The organism is Bartonella sp. PS17NMGDW, from assembly GCF_042193555.1.
GTDB lineage: Bacteria > Pseudomonadota > Alphaproteobacteria > Rhizobiales > Rhizobiaceae > Bartonella > Bartonella grahamii.
Window position 1 is genome coordinate 82,467 of sequence record NZ_JBHILY010000001.1, and the last position, 19,454, is coordinate 101,920.

Annotated in this window: 17 protein-coding genes; 14 read left to right on the forward strand and 3 right to left on the reverse strand. The window is 38.4% G+C overall.

Going from position 1 to position 19,454, the window contains the following annotated elements; translation table 11 throughout:
* Positions 1-83: 83 nt before the first annotated feature.
* Positions 84-1,160: a polyprenyl synthetase family protein gene (locus ACFIJK_RS00320; RefSeq protein WP_375625680.1), complete on the reverse strand. Its 1,077-nt coding sequence runs from the start codon at positions 1,158-1,160 to the stop codon at positions 84-86.
* Positions 1,161-1,339: 179 nt separating this feature from the next.
* On the opposite strand from ACFIJK_RS00320, the gene ACFIJK_RS00325 reads away from it, so the two are divergent.
* The 7 genes from ACFIJK_RS00325 to ACFIJK_RS00355 all read left to right on the forward strand — a co-directional run bounded on the left by ACFIJK_RS00325 (position 1,340) and on the right by ACFIJK_RS00355 (position 8,202).
* Positions 1,340-2,128: a tRNA1(Val) (adenine(37)-N6)-methyltransferase gene (locus ACFIJK_RS00325; protein WP_375625682.1), complete on the forward strand. Its 789-nt coding sequence runs from the start codon at positions 1,340-1,342 to the stop codon at positions 2,126-2,128.
* A gap of 192 nt (positions 2,129-2,320) precedes the next feature.
* Positions 2,321-3,169, forward strand: a complete 849-nt coding sequence (locus tag ACFIJK_RS00330) for a S49 family peptidase (RefSeq protein WP_012754808.1) — start codon at positions 2,321-2,323, stop codon at positions 3,167-3,169.
* A gap of 242 nt (positions 3,170-3,411) precedes the next feature.
* A complete protein-coding gene (locus ACFIJK_RS00335) occupies positions 3,412-4,320 on the forward strand; it encodes a 4-(cytidine 5'-diphospho)-2-C-methyl-D-erythritol kinase (RefSeq protein ID WP_375625139.1) in 909 nt (302 codons plus the stop codon).
* A 165-nt stretch (positions 4,321-4,485) separates the two neighbouring features.
* The gene (locus ACFIJK_RS00340; protein ID WP_375625685.1) at positions 4,486-5,160 is read left to right on the forward strand and encodes a ribonuclease HII; all 675 of its coding nucleotides are present in this window, start codon (positions 4,486-4,488) and stop codon (positions 5,158-5,160) included.
* Positions 5,157-6,137: an L-threonylcarbamoyladenylate synthase gene (locus ACFIJK_RS00345; protein ID WP_375625687.1), complete on the forward strand. Its 981-nt coding sequence runs from the start codon at positions 5,157-5,159 to the stop codon at positions 6,135-6,137. The genes ACFIJK_RS00340 and ACFIJK_RS00345 overlap by 4 nt, the downstream gene beginning before the upstream one ends.
* Positions 6,122-7,531, forward strand: coding sequence for an FAD-binding oxidoreductase (locus ACFIJK_RS00350; RefSeq protein WP_375625136.1), 1,410 nt, complete (start codon positions 6,122-6,124; stop codon positions 7,529-7,531). Before ACFIJK_RS00345 ends, ACFIJK_RS00350 begins: the two co-directional genes overlap by 16 nt.
* A gap of 143 nt (positions 7,532-7,674) precedes the next feature.
* Entirely contained in the window at positions 7,675-8,202 is a 528-nt protein-coding gene (locus tag ACFIJK_RS00355) for a DUF6101 family protein (RefSeq protein WP_273787899.1), read from the forward strand.
* A gap of 1,080 nt (positions 8,203-9,282) precedes the next feature.
* On the opposite strand, the gene purD is transcribed toward ACFIJK_RS00355, so the two are convergent.
* On the reverse strand, positions 9,283-10,557 hold the full coding sequence (purD, locus tag ACFIJK_RS00360; RefSeq protein WP_375625690.1) for a phosphoribosylamine--glycine ligase: 1,275 nt from the start codon (positions 10,555-10,557) through the stop codon (positions 9,283-9,285).
* A 90-nt stretch (positions 10,558-10,647) separates the two neighbouring features.
* Between purD and ubiA the strand changes: the two genes are divergently transcribed.
* Positions 10,648-11,652: a 4-hydroxybenzoate octaprenyltransferase gene (gene ubiA, locus ACFIJK_RS00365; protein ID WP_375625692.1), complete on the forward strand. Its 1,005-nt coding sequence runs from the start codon at positions 10,648-10,650 to the stop codon at positions 11,650-11,652.
* A gap of 236 nt (positions 11,653-11,888) precedes the next feature.
* Here ubiA and pdxH read toward each other — a convergent pair whose 3' ends face one another.
* The gene (gene pdxH / locus ACFIJK_RS00370; protein ID WP_273787902.1) at positions 11,889-12,512 is read right to left on the reverse strand and encodes a pyridoxamine 5'-phosphate oxidase; all 624 of its coding nucleotides are present in this window, start codon (positions 12,510-12,512) and stop codon (positions 11,889-11,891) included.
* Between the two features lie 325 nt (positions 12,513-12,837).
* Between pdxH and ACFIJK_RS00375 the strand changes: the two genes are divergently transcribed.
* The 6 genes from ACFIJK_RS00375 to dxs all read left to right on the forward strand — a co-directional run bounded on the left by ACFIJK_RS00375 (position 12,838) and on the right by dxs (position 19,447).
* Positions 12,838-13,740, forward strand: coding sequence for a J domain-containing protein (locus tag ACFIJK_RS00375; RefSeq protein WP_273787903.1), 903 nt, complete (start codon positions 12,838-12,840; stop codon positions 13,738-13,740).
* A 128-nt stretch (positions 13,741-13,868) separates the two neighbouring features.
* On the forward strand, positions 13,869-14,687 hold the full coding sequence (fabI, locus tag ACFIJK_RS00380; protein ID WP_375625132.1) for an enoyl-ACP reductase FabI: 819 nt from the start codon (positions 13,869-13,871) through the stop codon (positions 14,685-14,687).
* Between the two features lie 147 nt (positions 14,688-14,834).
* A complete protein-coding gene (aroC, locus tag ACFIJK_RS00385) occupies positions 14,835-15,923 on the forward strand; it encodes a chorismate synthase (RefSeq protein ID WP_375625695.1) in 1,089 nt (362 codons plus the stop codon).
* Between the two features lie 15 nt (positions 15,924-15,938).
* On the forward strand, positions 15,939-17,042 hold the full coding sequence (ribB, locus tag ACFIJK_RS00390; RefSeq protein WP_375625130.1) for a 3,4-dihydroxy-2-butanone-4-phosphate synthase: 1,104 nt from the start codon (positions 15,939-15,941) through the stop codon (positions 17,040-17,042).
* A gap of 7 nt (positions 17,043-17,049) precedes the next feature.
* The gene (locus ACFIJK_RS00395; RefSeq protein WP_375625129.1) at positions 17,050-17,304 is read left to right on the forward strand and encodes an exodeoxyribonuclease VII small subunit; all 255 of its coding nucleotides are present in this window, start codon (positions 17,050-17,052) and stop codon (positions 17,302-17,304) included.
* A gap of 235 nt (positions 17,305-17,539) precedes the next feature.
* Complete coding sequence (gene dxs / locus ACFIJK_RS00400; protein WP_375625698.1) at positions 17,540-19,447, forward strand: 1-deoxy-D-xylulose-5-phosphate synthase; 1,908 nt, start codon at positions 17,540-17,542, stop codon at positions 19,445-19,447.
* Positions 19,448-19,454 lie beyond the last annotated feature (7 nt).

Below are 19,454 nucleotides of genomic sequence, written 5' to 3' on the forward strand. Positions count from 1 at the left end.
TTTCAAGATAATTAATCGATGGTGTTGTTTATAGGTCATATCTCATTACTTTATTGAGAAATACTGTGATTCTTGCAAAGAATTCAGTTTACGCGCGCAATACAAAATTCAACAGTTTCAACGAGAGCATTGTAAGCAAGATTTTCGTTCATGGGAACAAGAGCATCAATTGCATGTTTTCCGTAGATGCGTGCTTGTTCTATTGTATCTGTGATACTATCATACTTTTCTATTAAGTGTTGCGCGTGTGCGAAGGCTTCATTATTGTTATTGCCATCTTCAAGTGCTTGTTTCCAGAAATTTTTTTCTACTATATTTCCACGTTCATATGCGATAATAACAGGCATTGTTATTTTTCCTTCTCTAAAATCATCCCCTATATTTTTTCCTAAGTTTTGAGCACTACCGCTATAGTCAAGTGCATCATCAATCAATTGGAAAGCTAAACCTAAAGATGTTCCATATTCACGTAATGAAGAACGCTCTTTATGTCCATAGCCAGCAACAATCGGTCCTACTTCAGCGGCTGCTGAAAAAAGGGCGGCTGTTTTGGCATTGATGATTTTGAGATAGTCTGAAGGGCTGGTTTTGATATTTTTTGCAGCAGAAAGTTGCATAACTTCTCCTTCAGCAATAATTGCAGCAGCATTCGCTAGGACAGAGAGCGCTTCTATGGAACCGACATCGACCATCATTTTAAAAGCCTGACCCAACAGGAAATCACCAACAAGTACACTTGCTTGATTTCCCCAAATCATCCGTGCCGTGGATTTTCCACGTCGCAAATTACTTTCATCAATCACATCATCGTGTAGTAATGTGGCTGTATGCATAAATTCAACAGCTGTTGCGAGTTTTATATGCCCGTCACTTTGATAACCGAACATATGAGCAGAAGCGAGCGTAATCATTGGACGTAATCGCTTTCCACCTGATAAAATAAGATGGTTAGAAATTTCAGGGATCATCTCAACCTCTGATTTTGCCATAGAGAGAATAAATTGATTTACGCGCTCCATATCTTTTTGAGTAAGGTTGACAAGAGATTGAAGAGAAATTTGATTATTTCTTATTTGTTCTGGTTTGATAGCTGCGCTCAATGTGTTTACTCCTAGAGTATTGCAATGGACATATATAAAATTTACTTTATTTACTAGCATAAAGGGGGTTTGGTTTTGACTCAAGCTTTTGATGTCATTTAAAAGTGTTAGCTTGGAATGTTGTTGGCAAGAAATGTTCTTTAGCGAGTGTAATCTTATTGTTATGAAATAATAAAAAATTTAAAATAGCAGCTGAATGGCAAAAATGCAGTTTATAAAGGTGAGCATTAGGCTTTTAAATGGATAAAGCAGCGAATCAGAGTGGTGAAACAATTGACAGTTTTCACCGCGGGAAATTTTATTTGGTTCAACCCCATAAATATGGTCATCGTTCTGGAATGGATGCGATGTTGTTAGCTGGTTTGGTTCCAAGTAATTTAAAGGGCAAGGTTGTTGATTTAGGTGCAGGCGCTGGAGCTGCAGGGTTGGCTGTTGCTTCGCGTTGTCTGAAAGTTCATGTTACCTTAGTTGAACGTTCAGCTTTTATGGTATCTTACGCTCAAAAAACGCTTATGCTAAAACAAAATAAACAATTTTCTAGCCGAGTTTGTTTGCTAGAAGCAGATGTTACCTTCAAAGGGAATGCCCGTATAAAAGCAGGTTTGATAGATAATAGCTTTGATTTTGCGATTATGAATCCACCTTTTAATAATCCTACTGATCGCAAGACACCTGATAAACAAAAATCTGAAGCACATGTTATGTCTGAAGCGATGTTTGATAACTGGTTGCGGAGTGCAGCAGCCATTGTTAAGCCAGGTGGATACTTAGGGCTTATTGCACGTCCACAATCGCTGACAGATATTTTGCGTGCTTTAGAAGGGCGTTTTGGTGGTATTTGTATAATTCCTGTGCATGCACGTGCGAAAACAGCAGCAATTCGTCTTTTATTTTACGCAAAACGAGGAAGCCGAGCAGCTTTATCTATTTTACCGGCATTGATTATACATGAAGGTAATGACCATACTTTTTCACCCCGAGTTGATGCAATTAATAATGGATATATAAGCTTGTGGGAACTTTTCTAATAGTATCTTGTGTTTTTTAGTTTATTATTTAAAGTCTACACTTTGTCATTAGGGAGGTTTAGCTTTTGGGTGAAGTTATATTTCTGGTTGTAATGTGGGGATTGATTGGCGCTTTTGGATGGTATCACGTTGTTCCTTTTTGTTGTCCTTGCCTATTTAATTGTTCTTAATTTATAAGGAGATTTTGTTTTGATGGATTTTATTAAAAGTTTTATTCCACGCCGTTTTTCTTCCGATAAACTTGAAATTCCTGTGGTGCGCCTTCAAGGAGCAATTATGGATTCATCAGCATCTATATCCCGGACCCTTTCCCTCAGTAGGTGTGCAAATCTTTTAGAGAAGGCTTTCGCACACAAAAAGTCACCGGCTGTTGCACTTATTATTAATTCTCCTGGTGGTTCACCTGTACAATCGCGTTTTATCTTCAAGCGTATTCGTGACTTGGCAGAAGAAAAAAATAAAAAGGTTCTTGTGTTTATTGAAGATATTGCAGCATCCGGTGGTTATATGATTGCTTGTGCGGGGGATGAAATTTTTGCAGATCCTTCTTCAATTGTTGGTTCCATTGGAGTGGTTTCAGCTTCTTTTGGTTTTCCGGAGCTTTTGAAGAAAATTGGTATCGAACGGCGTGTATACACGGCAGGAAAGAACAAAGTTACATTAGATCCATTTCAGCCAGAAAAAAAGGCGGATATCGAGCATTTGAAATCTCTCCAACTTGAAGTGCATCAAACTTTTATCGATTTGGTTAAAGAACGGCGTGCTGAAAAATTATCAGATGATTCGAATCTCTTTACAGGAATGTTTTGGAGTGGAAAACAAAGCGTTGAGCTTGGTCTGGTTGATGGATTAAATGATGTACGTTCTGTTATTAAGGAGCGCTTTGGTAATGATGCAAAACTTCGACTTATTATGCCTCCAAAAAGTTTCTTAGGACCTAAAACGCCTTCAGGAGTGACGGCACATACGGTTTATACAGTCGTTGACAGTGCATTGATGGCAGCAGAAGAGCGAGCACTTTGGCAGCGTTATGGTTTGTAATGGAAAGGATCATTCAAGCCAGAGGGATTTTTATCTAAAAACAGATTTTAGAAGAAAAAAGGCTTGAAATGATACGAATGAGAACATGTCGTTTATTTTGTATGAGTGCTCTTCATATTTATTGTTTGTTTAGAAAACGATTAAGAATATTCCAAACTGTTTATAGTGCTTGTGCTAATAAAAAATATGGATAAAAGGGAGGAGTTTGTAAAAGAACCCTGTGTAGGTGGATATTACGTCATATGATATCAAATGTACAAGCTTCGTCCAAAAGACATTCCTATTTATTTACACCTATTAAATTGAATTTAGCTCTACATGTTGTGGGGCAACGTGCTGATGGGTATCATTTAATAGAAAGCTTGGTTTATTTTAGTCTTAGCGGTGATTGTTTACACTATGCACCTTGCGAAAATAATCAGTTTGTTTTGACGGGACCGTTTGCAAAAGGCCTTGTGTCTCATTTAGATAATTTGGTTATTCGCGCACGGGATTTTATGCATAATACTTTTTCTGAATGTGCTCAACCTGCTTTTTTTCGGCTTGTAAAAACATTACCTGTTGCTTCAGGCATTGGTGGTGGTTCAGGTGATGCAGCTGGGGTTATAAGCATGTTGCGTCAACAGTGGAATCTTGATTGCTCTTACCAAGAATTAGCAAAAATGAGCTTAGTTCTTGGTGCTGATGTTCCCATGTGTCTTTATGCATTAGAATATCAGCAGCCGCTTTTGGTCAAAGGAATTGGTCAAGAGATGATACAACTAAAGGGAGCCTGTTCTCTTGCAATAGTATTGGTTAATCATGGACAAGAGATTTCAACACAAACTGTTTTTAAAGCGTTAGAGAAGCGTCATAATCCTTCTTTAAAAATTAATACAGACGCTTTAAAGAGTGTTGATTCATTGGTTGAGGCTTTACAAGAAACGCGTAATGATCTTTTTTCTTCTGCATTAAAAATAGCACCTCAGTTAGCTGAAGTGTTATCTGTATTAGATGAATGTGGCGCTCTTTTTTCCCGCATGTCTGGAACGGGAGCAACTTGCTTTGGCATTTTTAAAAATAAACAAACAGCGCAACAAGCAGCTCTTTTTATCAAATCAATGCACCCAAATTGGTTTGTAAAACCGATCATGACTTTAGGAAATATCTGATAAATAAATATAAAAGCGTTTATTTCGTCATGATTTTATTATACACAATGAAAAAGGGTAACCAAAGAAATGTGTTTTTTATCTTTTGTGCAAGAATTTGCAGAATGTTTGGAGAGCCATTTAAAACTGTAATGCTTGCAAAAAATGATTAGGCTACAGAAATAGATGTATGTTTGTTGTATTTGTGATTTATCAAAGATGTTTAATGTTCCGCTTCAACCAAATTTTTCGTGCGAATTGGATTTGCAAAAACAGGGTTTTTTTCATATAGCAGGTGTTGATGAAGTAGGACGGGGGCCTCTCGCTGGACCTGTAGTAACGGCAGCAGTTATCTTGGATAAAGACCATATTCCTAATGGGTTAAATGATTCAAAAAAACTTTCTTTTCTCCAACGAAATAGACTTTATCATGAAATTTTGCAAAGTGCATTAGCGGTTTCAATCGCTAGTCTTTGTGCTCGTACAATTGATCAATCTAATATTAGAAAAGCAACTTTAGAGGCAATGCGTCGCTGTATTATGGGGTTAGCCATTTCAGCCCACTATGTCCTTGTTGATGGACGTGATATTCCTTCTGAGTTGTCCTGTCCTGCAATGGCATTGATTAAGGGCGATCAGCGTTCGGTTTCAATTGCAGCCGCATCTATTATTGCGAAAGTAACGCGTGATCGGATGATGGAGTGTGCAGGACAAGTTTATAAAGGGTATGGTTTAGAGAAGCATGTAGGTTATGCAACACTAGCGCATCGTACAGCTCTTGATAAATATGGACCAATTATAGGATTACATCGTTATAGTTTTGCACCACTAAAAGAGTGTTATAGAAATGATGTGTCATGACGATTCTACCACTTAATAGTGCTTCGATAAGAGAGGCAATAGCGCTTCTTGAACAAGGGAAGTTAGTAGCATTACCAACGGAAACTGTTTATGGATTAGCGGGCGATGCAACCAATGGGAGGGCAATTTATTCTATTTTTTCTACAAAGAGTCGTCCGCAAATTAATCCTCTTATTGCGCATGTCAGCGGCATCGAAATGGCGGAACGTTATGTTAAAATTGACTTTCTTTCACGCCAATTAATGGAGGAATTTTGGCCAGGGCCTTTGACATTGGTTTTGCCTTTAAAGGAACAGCATAATATCCATCCTTTAACAACCTCTGGTTTGAATACCTTGGCTGTTCGTTTTCCAGACAGTCGTTTTGCGGAAGTAGTACAACATTTTGGCCGACCACTTGCTGCTCCTAGTGCGAATCAGTCGGGGCGTCTTAGCCCTACTTCAGCTGAGGCTGTTTTTGCATCTTTGGGGGAATCTGTTCCTTTGATATTGGACGGAGGACCTGCTAAAATAGGGCTTGAATCAACGATTATTAAGATTTGTGATGAAAATATTTATCTTTTGCGTCCAGGGGGGCTTGCGGCTGATAAAATTGAAGAAATTGTGGGGAAGTCTTTAAAACGGATAGATCAAAGGGCGGCAATTGAAGCTCCAGGGATGTTAAAGTCGCATTATGCTCCCAATGCCACGATTCGTTTGAATGTAGAAAAGGTGGAAAGTGGTGAAGCGCTTTTAGCATTTGGTTCAAAGCGCGTTATGGGGGCTGAAAATGCCGTTTCTATTTTAAATCTTAGCGAAGATGGAAAGTTGGAAGAGGCAGCCTTTCATTTATTTCAATATATGAAGGAATTAGATTCATTTAAAGTGAGATGTATCGCAGTAGAACCTATTCCATCATACGGATTAGGGGAGGCGATCAATGATCGTCTTATACGGGCTGCGGCTCCAAAGGAGAAACAAACATGGAGCAGAAATTAATTGAGGGTTTTAGAGAAATTGTTGGTGCTAAGCATGCTATAACAGATCAAGCGTTGATTGCACCATATTTGCTTGAAGAGCGTGGGCTTTTTCATGGAAAAACACCTTTACTTTTACGTCCATCTTCTTGCGCACAGGTCTCATTGATTATGCAGCTAGCGAGCAAAACACGCACACCGATTGTGCCACAGGGTGGAAATACAGGGCTTGTGGGGGGACAACAACCAGATGAAAGAGGAGGGAGCGTTCTTTTATCCATGGAACGATTAAATAAGATTAGAACTATAAATATTGAGGGAAATTTTGTTGTTGTAGAGGCTGGTGTTATTTTACAGGATTTACAGAAAAAAGTGGATGAATCAGGTCGTTTTTTCCCTCTTTCTTTGGCATCTGAAGGTTCTTGTCAAGTAGGAGGAAATCTTTCGTCGAATGCTGGAGGGACAGCTGTTTTAGCCTATGGCAATATGCGTGATCTTTGTCTTGGTTTGGAAGTTGTTTTACCAGATGGCCGTATTTTAGATGATTTGCGTTTTGTTAAAAAAGACAATAGTGGTTACGATTTGAAAAATCTTTTTATTGGTGCAGAAGGCACATTGGGTGTTATAACCGCAGCCGTTTTGAAGATGTTTCCAAAAATAAAAGGAAAAGCTGTTGCTTTGGTGGGATTATATAGTCCGGCGAAGGCTTTAGAGTTTTTATCTCTGGCTCAAGAATATGGAGGAGGGATGTTGACAGGTTTTGAGCTCATGGGAAATCTCAGTTTGCAAATGGCTTTAGATTATAAGATGTGTGAGAAGCCTCCTCTTCAGCGGGAGCATGAATGGTATGTATTAATGAACATTTCATCATTGCAAGGCGATGATGAGGCGTTATCAGTACTGAGTATTATTTTAGAAGAAGCTTTAAAGAGTGCGGTGATAGAAGATGCAATTGTTGCACAATCTTTAAAACAGCAAGATTTTTTTTGGCAGTTGCGGGAAAGTATATCCTATGCACAAAAGTTAGCAGGAGGGTCCATTAAGCATGATATTGCGGTTCCACTTGCTTCTATTCCTGATTTTATTGCTGAGGCAGCGCTTATTGTTGAAGATATTTCTCCAGGAGCACGGGTGATTTGTTTTGGACACATGGGCGATGGAAATTTACATTATAATATTACACAACCTGTAGGAGCTGATACAACGGTGTTCTTGCAGTTATGGTCAAAAATGAATCATCGCATTCATAGTTTAGTAATGGACTATAGAGGTGCATTTTCTGCTGAGCATGGAATTGGTCAGCTTAAGCGCGAAGAACTTCGTTCTTTTAAATCGCCTGTTGCATTGGATATTATGCAAGGGATTAAAAAAACGCTCGATCCTTTAGGGATAATGAATCCCGGAAAAGTATTATAATTCAAGAATAGTGATCATGTATTTTTGTTTAGATTTTAATAACCAAAAAAGAAACCAGTTGTTTTTTATTCAAACTTTTAATAATCCAATGAGAAAAAGCTGCTAAAGGGTGTATGTTATTTAAGATAAATTGGGATATGTATATGGCTAATCAATGCTTTAATCAGGCAAAAGCGGTGCTTGAATTTCGGTTAGATCCGTGCCATTTGCCACAAACGACGACATATTTTTCATCCAAAACGGGTAATCAGGTTATTTGTTCGTTAAATGAGCGTGGTGTTTCTTTTAAAACGGATATGCCTTCAAGCTTATCGCATTTAATACCGCCTTATCATTTCCAAGGAATTGCAGCACGTACCGTAAAAACGCGTTCAGGAGAAAGAGCTGTTGCATTAGAATTACTTCATGCTGATGAGGAAGCTTGTATACCGCTTTTGGTTTCCAGAGATTTGAATAATGTTCTTCTGGATTGGCGATTATGGGCGGATACTTATGGCCTCCCCATGCTTATGATCAATGAAGATAATCGCATTCTGGTTGTAAAAGATCGTTCTGATTTACATCGTTTTTTTGGTACAACAGCACATTCTAAACAAAAGCGTTTCTTACTTCGTTATAGCAATCCGTTAGGCTTGCGTTTGGTGATTGCGAATCGAGTTGCACTCCAGTAATATTAATATGCATTCATTTTTGTACTACCGTAAGCATTTATCTTGTTGTGCCGTAAAACATCGTTGTTTGGGCGGTAATATAAGGCATGTAAACTTCATACATGAAGTATTTTTAGAGGACATGGCGAATATTCTTAAATGTCGGTCTTTGTGTAAGTGAAGCATATGAGTGGGAACCAAGAGGAACCTGCTCAATGAGAATCCAGATGTTTCCAGATGGGATTTGGTGTGACTTTTGGTTCTTTAAGGCAAAGAGGAAGTCAATGATTGTAAATGAGAATTTTTTGACACCATATATTTGCAGCAGGAATCGGTTATGTTAAACGCTTTTCTCGGAGAGGTAAAACGACTTTCATAACAATAGAAACCGTTTTTTTGGCGGTGTAATTTTTGGTTTTTGCCACATCGTTAAAACACCAGAAGATTGCTGGAAGTGTTTTTGATTTTTTTTATAAATCATTTCTCCATGTTGAATGAGAGCTTTAAATATTACAAAATATTCTTATTTCATCTCTCTCTCTTATAATCAAAAGCATTTAGATAGAAAGGGTTATCGTAATATTGAGAGTTGGAAAATACAATGATGGTATCGGTTTTTATCTTTATTCAAGAAAGATGGCAGTATGGATTTATACTATTTGCAGGTAGTATCGTAAAATGGGAGTGACGAGCATGAGGGGTATTGTTTAAGAATCTGTACGTGAATAACATCAGTATCTTTTTTTTGGCATTTTATTTTTCGTAAAAGCGGAATTTCATTAAAAAACGCGATAAATAAAAGAAATGATAGTATATATGTTTTTCGTCAAGATTTTATAATAAAGAAAGTATTTATAAAAGTGATGAGAAAATACGTTTAAAGTAAATACAACAGTAAAATGATCAGTTTATATGACAGTGTCATATTCAGAGAAATTTCCTATTTTATCATGAGTAGATATCCTATTTACAATATTTGATTGTTCAAAGGAAAGCACACTCATTTTTTCAAAATTATGATCAACGTAAAACAGTGAGAAAATTTTTGTACTATGCTCTTATATAAAATAATCAAATCGTAAAAAAGAATATTCAAAGGATTTAGTTTTCTCGCGCAATGGCTCTCCATCCGATATCACGACGAACAAAACCTTCTGGCCAATCAATACAATCAACAGCTTCATAAGCACGTTTTTGTGCATGCGTAATCGTTTTTCCTGTTGCTGTTATATTGAGAACACGTCCACCATTTGCAATGAGTTCTCCATCACGCAATACTGTACCAGCTTGAAAAACTTTCACATCGGGAAGAGTGTTTACTTTATCAACGTTACGGATGACAGTACCTTTTTGGGGAGAGTCTGGATAACCATTGGCAGCCATAACAACGGTGAGAGCAGTTTTTTCAGACCACCGAAGAGGCTTATGTTCAAGTTTTCCTTGAGCTGCAGCAAGAAAAATTGGCAAAATGTCATCTTTGAGACGCATCATTAAAACTTGACATTCAGGATCACCGAATCGTACGTTAAATTCAATTAATTCGGGTCCTTTTTGCGTTATCATTAATCCGACGAAGAGAATACCTTTAAAGGGGGCGCCCATTTCTTTCATGCTTTTTAAAGCTGGTTCAACAATTTCTTTGAGGGTACGCTTCACTATTTCTTGGGTCATGATGGGCGCTGGTGAATAAGCACCCATACCACCGGTGTTTGCTCCAATATCCCCATCACCTACACGTTTATGATCTTGGGCAGATCCAAAAGGAAGAGCAATTTTACCATCACAAAGGCAGAAGAAGCTTGCTTCTTCACCTTCAAGAAAAGATTCTACAACAATTTTGTTTCCTGCATCTCCAAATGCACTTTTGAAGCAGGCATCGACTGCGTTAAATGCTTCTTCCATAGTTGTTGCAACCACGACACCTTTGCCAGCTGCTAAGCCATCAGCTTTAATAACAATGGGAACACCTTGTTGATGAATGTAAGCTTTAGCTTTAGAAGCATCATTAAAGCATTGGTAACTTCCTGTAGGAATGTTATTCTTACGACATAAATCTTTTGTAAAAGCTTTTGAACCTTCTAGTTGAGCAGCTTTTTGAGTAGGACCAAATACACAGATGTTAGCGCTATTAAGAGAGTCTGTTATACCCGCAACCAATGGTGCTTCTGGTCCTACAATCACAAGATCAATAGAATGTTTTTTACAAAAATCAATAACAAGGGGATGGTCATCAATGTTTAAATTAATATTTTCACCAAATTCTGTTGTTGCAGGGTTTCCAGGAGCACAATATAACTTTGTTAGCAGTGGTGATGCTGCTATTTTCCATGCTAAAGCATGTTCTCGTCCACCTGAGCCAATAAGAAGAATATTCATTGCTTGCTCCTCTCATAAAAGATGATTAATCTCATCTCTTTCTCATAAGAATGAAATGTCTCTATCGCAAGACCAAAGGTAAATCATTTGATGAAAAAAAATAAAAATATCGCGCATGTTCAATCCTGTGAGAGTCAGGGACGGGTTATGGACGCATCTTCCAAACAATGGGTCTACAATTTCCTTCCCTGTTCTTTATGGTTTTATGCGCAATTGGCGCGTTGGGATCGGCCTATCGGATGGCAATTGTTGATGTGGCCTTGTTTTTGGTCAACAACAATGGCTTTTTTCTCTTATAACATGCATTACGATACTCTTTTATCAATGTTTCTTCATTGGGTTTGGTATCTTTTTCTTTTTTTTCTGGGATCTATTGCTATGCGAGGGGCAGGATGTACTTGGAATGATCTTATTGACCATAAAATTGATGCTCAGGTAGAAAGGACACGTTCTCGTCCATTGCCGACAGGTCATGTGAGTCGGTTTCAAGCCAGAGTTTTTATACTTATGCAATGTTTGGTTGGTTTAGTCGTTTTATCACAATTTAATAGGTTTAGTTTTTTTCTAGGTATTTCGTCATTGATAGCTGTTGCGTTTTATCCTTTTATGAAACGCGTAACATATTGGCCGCAGTTTTTTTTAGGCGTTGCGTTTAATTGGGGGGCATTAATGGGGTGGGCTGTTGTCTTTGGAAGTTTAAGTTGGGCCCCAATCTTGCTTTATGTGGGATCAATCTTGTGGACCATAGGATACGATACAATCTACGCACATCAAGATAAAGAAGATGATGCTACTGTTGGTGTCCGTTCTACGGCTCTTCTCTTTGGTAAAGGAACCAAGCGTGCTTTAGTATTTTTGTATGGTGGTTTTGTGGTGTTCGTTAGTCTAGCATTTTATTTATCTGGAGTCCCTGTTCTTAGTTTTTTGGGGATTTTTGCGGCAAGCATCCATATGTTTATTCAAATTAAAGTCATTGATATAGATGACAGTTCACAATGCCTCAAGCTTTTCAAATCTAATTCGCTTATTGGTTTTGTGATTTTTGCTGGTTTGGTATTTGGGGGTATATGGACGATATTTTATCCTGCGATCTAAAAATAAGTTAGCTAAAATCATAGTTTCTGCTGAATACAGTATTTTCTTTTAAATAAGTTTGTTGCTAATCTGTTTTAAGCGATACAGTAGAAAATATTACCAATCAACTTTTACAGTGAAAATGAAATTCTTCTATTTAAATAAACTAAATCATCTTCTTTTAGAATTTTTCAAATAAAAAATATTTTTTTAACTGTCGGGAAGAAAAAATCTTTATAACGATGAAGTTTGAAGGATTAGGGATAAAGTTTTTGTCTTTTCCAATCGCTGTGTTCAACACAATCGCGTGTAAAAAGCAGACGATCATGTAAACGAAATGGGCGATCGCACCAGAACTCTATAGAAAGGGGTTTAACACGAAACCCAGACCAATAAGGTGGTCGTGGAATATTGCCTAGAGCATAACGTGCAGTATATTGAGCAATTGCTTTTTCGAGCACAAAACGATTGTCTAAAGGTTGAGATTGTTTAGATGCCCATGCACCAATTCGACTACCACGTGGTCGCGATTGGAAATAGGCATCGGCTTCCTGTTGACTTACTTTTTCAACAATTCCTCTAATTCTGACCTGACGACGGAGCGATTTCCAATGAAAACCTAAAGATGCTTTCATTGATTTTAAAATTTCTTGTCCTTTACAGCTTTCATAATTGGTATAGAAGACGAAGCCTTGGGGACTGTAGTCTTTGAGGAGAACCATACGAACATTAGGGAGTCCTGTTTCGTCAACTGTTGCTAATGCCATAGCATTTGGATCATTTATTTCACTTATCGTTGCTTCTTCAAGCCACTTTGCGAAAAGTTCAAAAGGTTTTTGCATTTTCATAAAATGATCATCTGTTGGTATTTTGTTGCTCATAGTTTCTCCAAATATCAGTGAGCATGGGTAAGGCATTTTCTCATTTACTTTATCATCAAAAAGTTACAGTACTATTTTTTCTTATTTTCAAAAAGCCAATGCTATTGTGTATTTCTATGGTAGTTTAATTATTTTTACTTTAGCATAGACTACAATGAGCTATATTAAATAAATGTCTCATTTTATCTGGTATTTTAGTTTATTGATAGACATATAAAGAGGAAAGAAGAAATTATTCTCTAGAATAGACTGATGAAGATATAAGGGATATTGAACAACGGATCAGTTGATATTTTGAAACCGAAAAAATTGAAAAGAGGGCAATATGCGTGATCCCTACACGATTCTGGGTGTGGCACGTACCGCAAAATCACAAGAGATTAAATCGGCATTTAGAAGACTAGCAAAGAAGTATCATCCAGACCATAATAAAGATGATACAAAGGCTAAAGAAAAATTTGCTGAAATTAATCAAGCTTATGAAATTATAGGTGATAAGGATAAAAAGGCACAATTTGACCGCGGTGAAATTGATATGGAAGGAAAACCGCTTTATCAAGCCTATGGTACTGGTGAAAATTTTAGCAATAAACAAAATCCCTTTTCAGGAAGAGCAAAGGGATTTGATTTTTCCTCTTCAGGTGGTGCAGGTTTTGATGCGAGTGATATTTTTCGGGATCTGTTTGGAGGAGGTGGTAGCTTTTCGAATTCCACACACTATAACCGTCCCCAACAAGGAGCACATGTTCGTGCTAATCTTGCTATAACATTAGAGCAGATGGTTGGCGCAGAAAAGGTGGAAGCTGTTTTTCCAAATGGAAAAAAGTTAAAAATTAAACTTCCAGATTATATTGAAGACGGACAGACTATTCGATTAAAAGGTCAGGGAGAAGAGGTACCTCTTGGGCAAGCAGGAGATGCGTTGATAACCATTCAGATTCAAAAACATCCTCGTTTTCGGGTTGAAGGAAGAGCACTCCATCTTGATTTACCAGTTTCTCTTAAACATGCTGTTTTGGGAGCAAAAGAAGAAGTTGAGACATTGGAGGGACGTGTGGTTTTAACGATTCCTGCTTGGTCAAGTTCTGATCGCGTTTTACGGTTGAAAGGGAAAGGGCTTCGTTTAAAAAATGGTACAAGAGATGATCTTTATGTGCATGTTCGCATTATGTTGCCAGAAGGTAAAAATGCCGCGCTAGAACAGTTTTTGCAAATGCAACAAGATTAATTTTAAAATTTTTTATATATAAAAGCGTAGTTTTTGTTTGATTTTAAACCAATTACTTGAAGAAAAAGTTGACCTGTGTCATAGGCAGATGAATAATATTAATTTTAAGTAACAATGGGGCAGTGCTGATGGCTAAGGGTAATGGTTTATTGTACGGTAAGCGTGGTTTAATTTTGGGGTTGGCCAATAATCGCTCCATCGCTTGGGGAATCGCTAAAGCGGCAAGTAGCGCAGGGGCAGAGCTTGCTTTTACCTATCAGGGTGAAGCAATGAAAAAGCGTGTTGAGCCTTTGGCTGAAGAATTAAAGGGATTTGTTTGTGGACATTGTGATGTTTCTGACAGTGTCTCTATTGATACGGTCTTTAGAGAAATAGAGAAGAAATGGGGAAAGCTCGATTTTTTAGTTCATGCTATTGGTTTTTCTGATAAAGATGAGTTAAGTGGTCGTTATATTGATATCAGCGAATCAAATTTTATGATGACCATGAATATTTCGGTTTATTCCCTAACAGCTCTAACGAAGCGTGCAGAGAAATTGATGTCAGATGGTGGTTCAATCTTGACACTGACCTATTATGGTGCAGAAAAGGTTGTTCCCAATTATAATGTAATGGGGGTTGCCAAAGCAGCTCTTGAAGCGAGCGTGAAATATTTAGCGGTAGATTTAGGTCCTCAAAATATTCGTGTTAATGCTATATCTGCTGGACCAATTAAAACGTTAGCGGCTTCAGGTATTGGTGATTTTCGTTATATTTTAAAATGGAATGAATATAATGCTCCATTACGTCGTACGGTAACAATTGAAGAGGTTGGTGATTCTGCGCTTTATTTTCTTTCAGATTTGTCTCGTTCTGTTACCGGTGAAGTCCATCATGTCGATTCGGGTTATAATATCATAGGTATGAAAGCCGTTGATGCACCAGACATTTCTGTCGTTAAAGAATAAAGTTTGGTTTATAGGATTTTATTGGACAGCAGTAATTTGACCAAATTTAAAGTGGCTGAGAGTATTTGGGAGCAAAGAGCTACCTTGTGTATGGCACACAACATACGTTGTCGTTGTAATATTTGACAGAGAAACGGATATTTTTTCATGTCGCATAATACATTTGGTCATTTGTTTCGTGTAACAACATGGGGTGAAAGTCACGGTGCTGCTCTTGGTTGTGTCATTGATGGTTGTCCACCTGGAATTATTTTTACTCTTGCAGAAGTTCAAGCTTATCTTGATAAACGCAAACCAGGACAATCAAAGTATACAACACAGCGCCGAGAACCAGATGAAGTAGAGATCCTTTCAGGAGTTGTTGTTCAAGACGATGGGACGACATTGGTGACAACAGGTACACCAATTTCTCTGTTGATTCGAAACACAGATCAGCGTTCGAAGGATTATAGCTCGATTGCCCATCAGTATCGTCCAGGACATGCGGATTATACTTATGATATTAAATATGGCATTCGTGATTTTCGAGGTGGGGGACGTGCTTCAGCACGGGAGACGGCCGCACGTGTTGCAGCGGGTGCATTTGCTCGTAAAATCGTTCCTGGTTTGATTGTACGAGGAGCAGTGATAGCAATTGGTCCTCATAATATTAATCGTGATCGTTGGGATTGGTCAGAGGTTGATAATAATCCTTTTTTTACAGCTGATGCAGAGATGGTTCACATTTTTAGTGATTATATCAGTAAACTCCGTAAAGAGGGGACATCTGTTGGTGCGGTTGTTGAGATCGTTGCAGAAAATGTTCCGGCAGGTTTAGGAGCCCCTATTTACGCAAAGCTTGATCAAGATATTACATCATTACTTATGTCGATTAATGCGGTAAAAGGAGTGGAAATTGGTGATGGTTTTGCGGCAGCCCGCTTGAGGGGAGAAGAAAATGCCGATGAAATGCGAATGGGAAATGATGGAAAACCGCTTTTTTTATCCAATCATGCTGGTGGTATTTTAGGGGGAATATCGAGTGGACAGCCAATTGTTGCACGTTTTGCTGTAAAGCCTACTTCATCAATTTTAACGCCTCGTCGCTCCATTGATGTTGATGGTCATGATATAGATGTTATAACGAAGGGACGTCATGATCCATGTGTTGGGATTCGTGCCGTTCCTGTTGGTGAAGCGATGGTTGCTTGTGCTATTGCTGACCATTATCTAAGACATCGCGGTCAAATTGGGTGATTGAGAAGGTGAACAATGGCGTATGATGAAAAAAAAATTGTTTCTGCACTTAAAGCTTTTGAACGCGGTGAAATTGTTGTGGTGACAGATGATGATGACCGTGAAAATGAGGGTGATTTAACTCTTGCTGCAGTGCATTGTACAGAAGAAAAGATGGCGTTTATTCTTCGTCACACAACAGGTATTGTGTGTACACCTATGCCAAAAAAAGAAGCACAACGGTTTAATCTTGCTCCTATGGTACCAGATAATAAATCTGCACATGGGACGCAATTTACTGTTACTGTGGATTTTAAACATGGGATAACGACGGGTATTTCCGCACATGACCGCACATTGGCAGTTCGTAATCTTTCTAATCCAAATGCTGGTGCTCACGATTTTGTCCGTCCAGGACATATTTTTCCTTTGATTGCGCATGAAGGGGGGGTGCTCATGCGTTCAGGTCACACGGAGGCCGCTGTTGATTTATGTAAATTAGCTGGTTTGCCACCAGTTGGTGTTATTGGTGAGTTGGTCAATGATGATGGCAGCGTTAAACATGGCGATCAGATCATGCAATTTGCGCAAGAACACCGGTTGCATATGATAACGGTTGCAGATTTAATTGCTTACCGCCAACGTAAGGAAATATTGATCAAGCATGTTGGAGAAATGCCTATTGAAACATCTGTAGGTCCCGCTATTGTTCATAGTTATCAACTCCCTTGGGAAGCCGTTCAGCATATTGCAATTGTTTTTGGTGATGTCCGTGAGGGTGGTGATATTCCTGTGTATTTACATCATGAAAACATTATAAATGACGTTTTTTGTCAAGCTTCAGATATTATGGTGATGATGCGGCGTATGATGGAAAAAGAAAAACGTGGCGTATTTATTTATTTGCGTAAAGGCTCTGTTATGCAATCAACTATTGATATTCAAAATATGGCAAGAGACAGTTCAGAAAACCATGTGCAGGCGATTGAACGCGAAGAAGAATGGCGCAAAATTGGTTTAGGATCACAAATTTTAAAATATCTAGGAATAGGCTCTGTTATTGTTTATGCTGCTAAAGAACATCATTATGTAGGTTTAGAAGGTTTTGGAATTCGTATATCCAGAACAGATATTTTTTGAGGTTCATATGAAAAAAGAGATACAAGAGGGGGATATTACGACTTTAAGCTTTGAGCAAGCGCTTCAGCAACTTGAAGTTATTGTCGAAAATTTGGAACGTGGCGATGTGCCTTTGGAACAATCCATTGATATTTATGAACGCGGTGAAGCGCTTAAAAAGCATTGTGAAAAACTCTTAAGAGTTGCTGAAGCTAAAATTGAAAAAATACAGCTTTCAGAAGAAGGTTCTCCAGAAGGAGTAGAACCACTTGATGCTAAATAATATTAAATATTTTGGATATTTATTGTGAAACGAGGAGATATAATAACCTTTTTTATAGAAAATTAAATCGATTGATTTCTTTTTTATAAAATAAGTTAAAAATGAGGAAGTTATAGCTCATCTCAAATAGAAAAGAACATTTTTGAGTAAAAAAGATGCAAAACTATAAATAAGAGTAGAGAAGATACATTTTTATCGTTGCGTTTTCTTGAGTTAAGATAATAGGAAGGTTTTTTTGTCTCAGGTTTTAACACCATTGCTTGACCGTATTTGTTTTCCGCAAGATTTGCGGGCATTGCCTGAGTCTGATTTGGTACAGTTGGCTGATGAGTTGCGGACCGCAACAATTGATGCGGTTTCTGTAACAGGTGGTCATCTTGGGGCAGGACTTGGTGTTGTTGAGCTCACTGTTGCATTACATTATATTTTTAATACACCAGAGGATAGGATTATTTGGGATGTTGGTCATCAAACCTATCCACACAAGATTTTAACGGGGCGTAGAGAAAAAATTCGCACATTACGTCAAGAGGGCGGATTATCAGGTTTTACAAAACGTTCAGAAAGTGTGTATGATTCATTTGGAGCGGGTCATTCGTCTACTTCTATTTCAGCGGGGCTTGGCATGGCGGTGGCAAGTGCTTTGAAAGCAGAGACAAGACGCAATATCATAGCTGTCATCGGTGATGGTGCAATGTCTGCGGGCATGGCTTATGAAGCAATGAATAATGCTGGCGCTTTGGATGCACGCTTGATTGTTGTTCTTAATGATAACGATATGTCTATCGCACCACCTACAGGTGCTATGAGTGCACATCTTGCACGATTAGTATCTCGTCCTTCTTATCGTCATTTGCGTGAACGCGTAAAGATGTTGAGCGAAAAATTGCCAAAGTTTTTTTTGGATAAGGCGCGTCGTTCAGAGGAATTTGCGCGTGGACTTTTGGTTGGGGGAACTTTATTTGATGAGCTTGGCTTTTATTACCTTGGACCCATAGATGGGCACAATTTGGGGCATTTATTGCCTGTTTTAAAAAATGTTCGTGAATATCCTAGTGGTCCTGTTTTGGTGCATGTTGTCACACATAAGGGAAAGGGATATCCACCTGCAGAAGCATCACCTGATAAATATCATGGTGTTAATCGTTTTGATGTCACGACAGGAAAACAGGTTAAAGCATCAAGTAATATTCTACCCTATACCAAGGTATTTTCTAAAGCTTTAATAGAAGAAGCTCGCCATGATGATAAGATTGTTGGCATAACAGCAGCGATGCCAACAGGGACAGGTCTTGATTCTTTTGCAAAAAAATTTCCTGAAAAAATGTTTGATGTTGGTATCGCTGAGCAACATGCCGTAACTTTTGCGGCAGGACTTGCTTGTGAAGGGTACAAGCCTTTTGTTGCAATTTATTCTACTTTTTTACAGCGTGCTTATGATCAAATTATTCATGATGTATCAATTCAAAAATTACCGGTACGTTTTGCTATTGACCGCGCAGGTTTTGTGGGGGCAGATGGTGCAACACATGCTGGAAGTTTTGATATTGTTTTTTTGTCCACTCTTCCTGGGTTTGTTGTTATGGCACCTTCTGATGAGCTTGAACTGATGCATATGGTGCGTACAGCTGCAGCTTATGATCAGGGACCAATTTCTTTTCGTTATCCACGTGGTGAGGGTATTGGTATAGATTTACCGCAACGTGGTGAGTTATTAGAAATTGGAAAGGGGCGTGTTCTGCGTGAAGGAAATAGGATCGCTTTGGTTTGTTTTGGAACGCGGATGTCAGAAGTGTTGCAAGCTGCTGATGCGTTAGAGGCTGAAGGATTATCTACAACGGTTGCAGATGCACGGTTTGCGAAACCTTTAGATAAGGATTTGATGTGTCGTTTGGCACGTGAGCATGAAGTATTGGTGACAATTGAAGAAGGGGCAATCGGTGGTTTTGGAGCGCACATATTACAATTTTTAGCGCAAGAAGGGCTCTTAGAGCATGGTTTGAAAGTTCGTACACTAAAACTTCCTGATGAGTATTTGAATCATGGTGCACCAGAAAAAGTTCTCTCAACTATCGGGCTTGATGCTATGGGTATTGTCAACACGGTTTTTGCTGCTTTAGGCCGCGAGATTCGAACAGGATAAAAAATTC

What these genes read in the sequence shown, in the direction of transcription:
- ACFIJK_RS00355 (WP_273787899.1), top strand. Translation starts at nt 7,675, where the DNA reads ATGGCTAATCAATGCTTTAATCAGGCAAAAGCGGTGCTTGAATTTCGG.
- ACFIJK_RS00320 (WP_375625680.1), bottom strand. Translation starts at nt 1,160, where the DNA reads ATGCTAGTAAATAAAGTAAATTTTATATATGTCCATTGCAATACTCTA.
- pdxH (WP_273787902.1), bottom strand. Translation starts at nt 12,512, where the DNA reads ATGAGCAACAAAATACCAACAGATGATCATTTTATGAAAATGCAAAAA.
- ACFIJK_RS00330 (WP_012754808.1), top strand. Translation starts at nt 2,321, where the DNA reads ATGGATTTTATTAAAAGTTTTATTCCACGCCGTTTTTCTTCCGATAAA.
- ACFIJK_RS00375 (WP_273787903.1), top strand. Translation starts at nt 12,838, where the DNA reads ATGCGTGATCCCTACACGATTCTGGGTGTGGCACGTACCGCAAAATCA.
- ACFIJK_RS00345 (WP_375625687.1), top strand. Translation starts at nt 5,157, where the DNA reads ATGACGATTCTACCACTTAATAGTGCTTCGATAAGAGAGGCAATAGCG.
- ACFIJK_RS00350 (WP_375625136.1), top strand. Translation starts at nt 6,122, where the DNA reads ATGGAGCAGAAATTAATTGAGGGTTTTAGAGAAATTGTTGGTGCTAAG.
- ACFIJK_RS00340 (WP_375625685.1), top strand. Translation starts at nt 4,486, where the DNA reads ATGTATGTTTGTTGTATTTGTGATTTATCAAAGATGTTTAATGTTCCG.
- ribB (WP_375625130.1), top strand. Translation starts at nt 15,939, where the DNA reads ATGGCGTATGATGAAAAAAAAATTGTTTCTGCACTTAAAGCTTTTGAA.
- ACFIJK_RS00335 (WP_375625139.1), top strand. Translation starts at nt 3,412, where the DNA reads ATGATATCAAATGTACAAGCTTCGTCCAAAAGACATTCCTATTTATTT.
- fabI (WP_375625132.1), top strand. Translation starts at nt 13,869, where the DNA reads ATGGCTAAGGGTAATGGTTTATTGTACGGTAAGCGTGGTTTAATTTTG.
- ubiA (WP_375625692.1), top strand. Translation starts at nt 10,648, where the DNA reads ATGAAAAAAAATAAAAATATCGCGCATGTTCAATCCTGTGAGAGTCAG.
- aroC (WP_375625695.1), top strand. Translation starts at nt 14,835, where the DNA reads ATGTCGCATAATACATTTGGTCATTTGTTTCGTGTAACAACATGGGGT.
- purD (WP_375625690.1), bottom strand. Translation starts at nt 10,557, where the DNA reads ATGAATATTCTTCTTATTGGCTCAGGTGGACGAGAACATGCTTTAGCA.
- ACFIJK_RS00325 (WP_375625682.1), top strand. Translation starts at nt 1,340, where the DNA reads ATGGATAAAGCAGCGAATCAGAGTGGTGAAACAATTGACAGTTTTCAC.
- ACFIJK_RS00395 (WP_375625129.1), top strand. Translation starts at nt 17,050, where the DNA reads ATGAAAAAAGAGATACAAGAGGGGGATATTACGACTTTAAGCTTTGAG.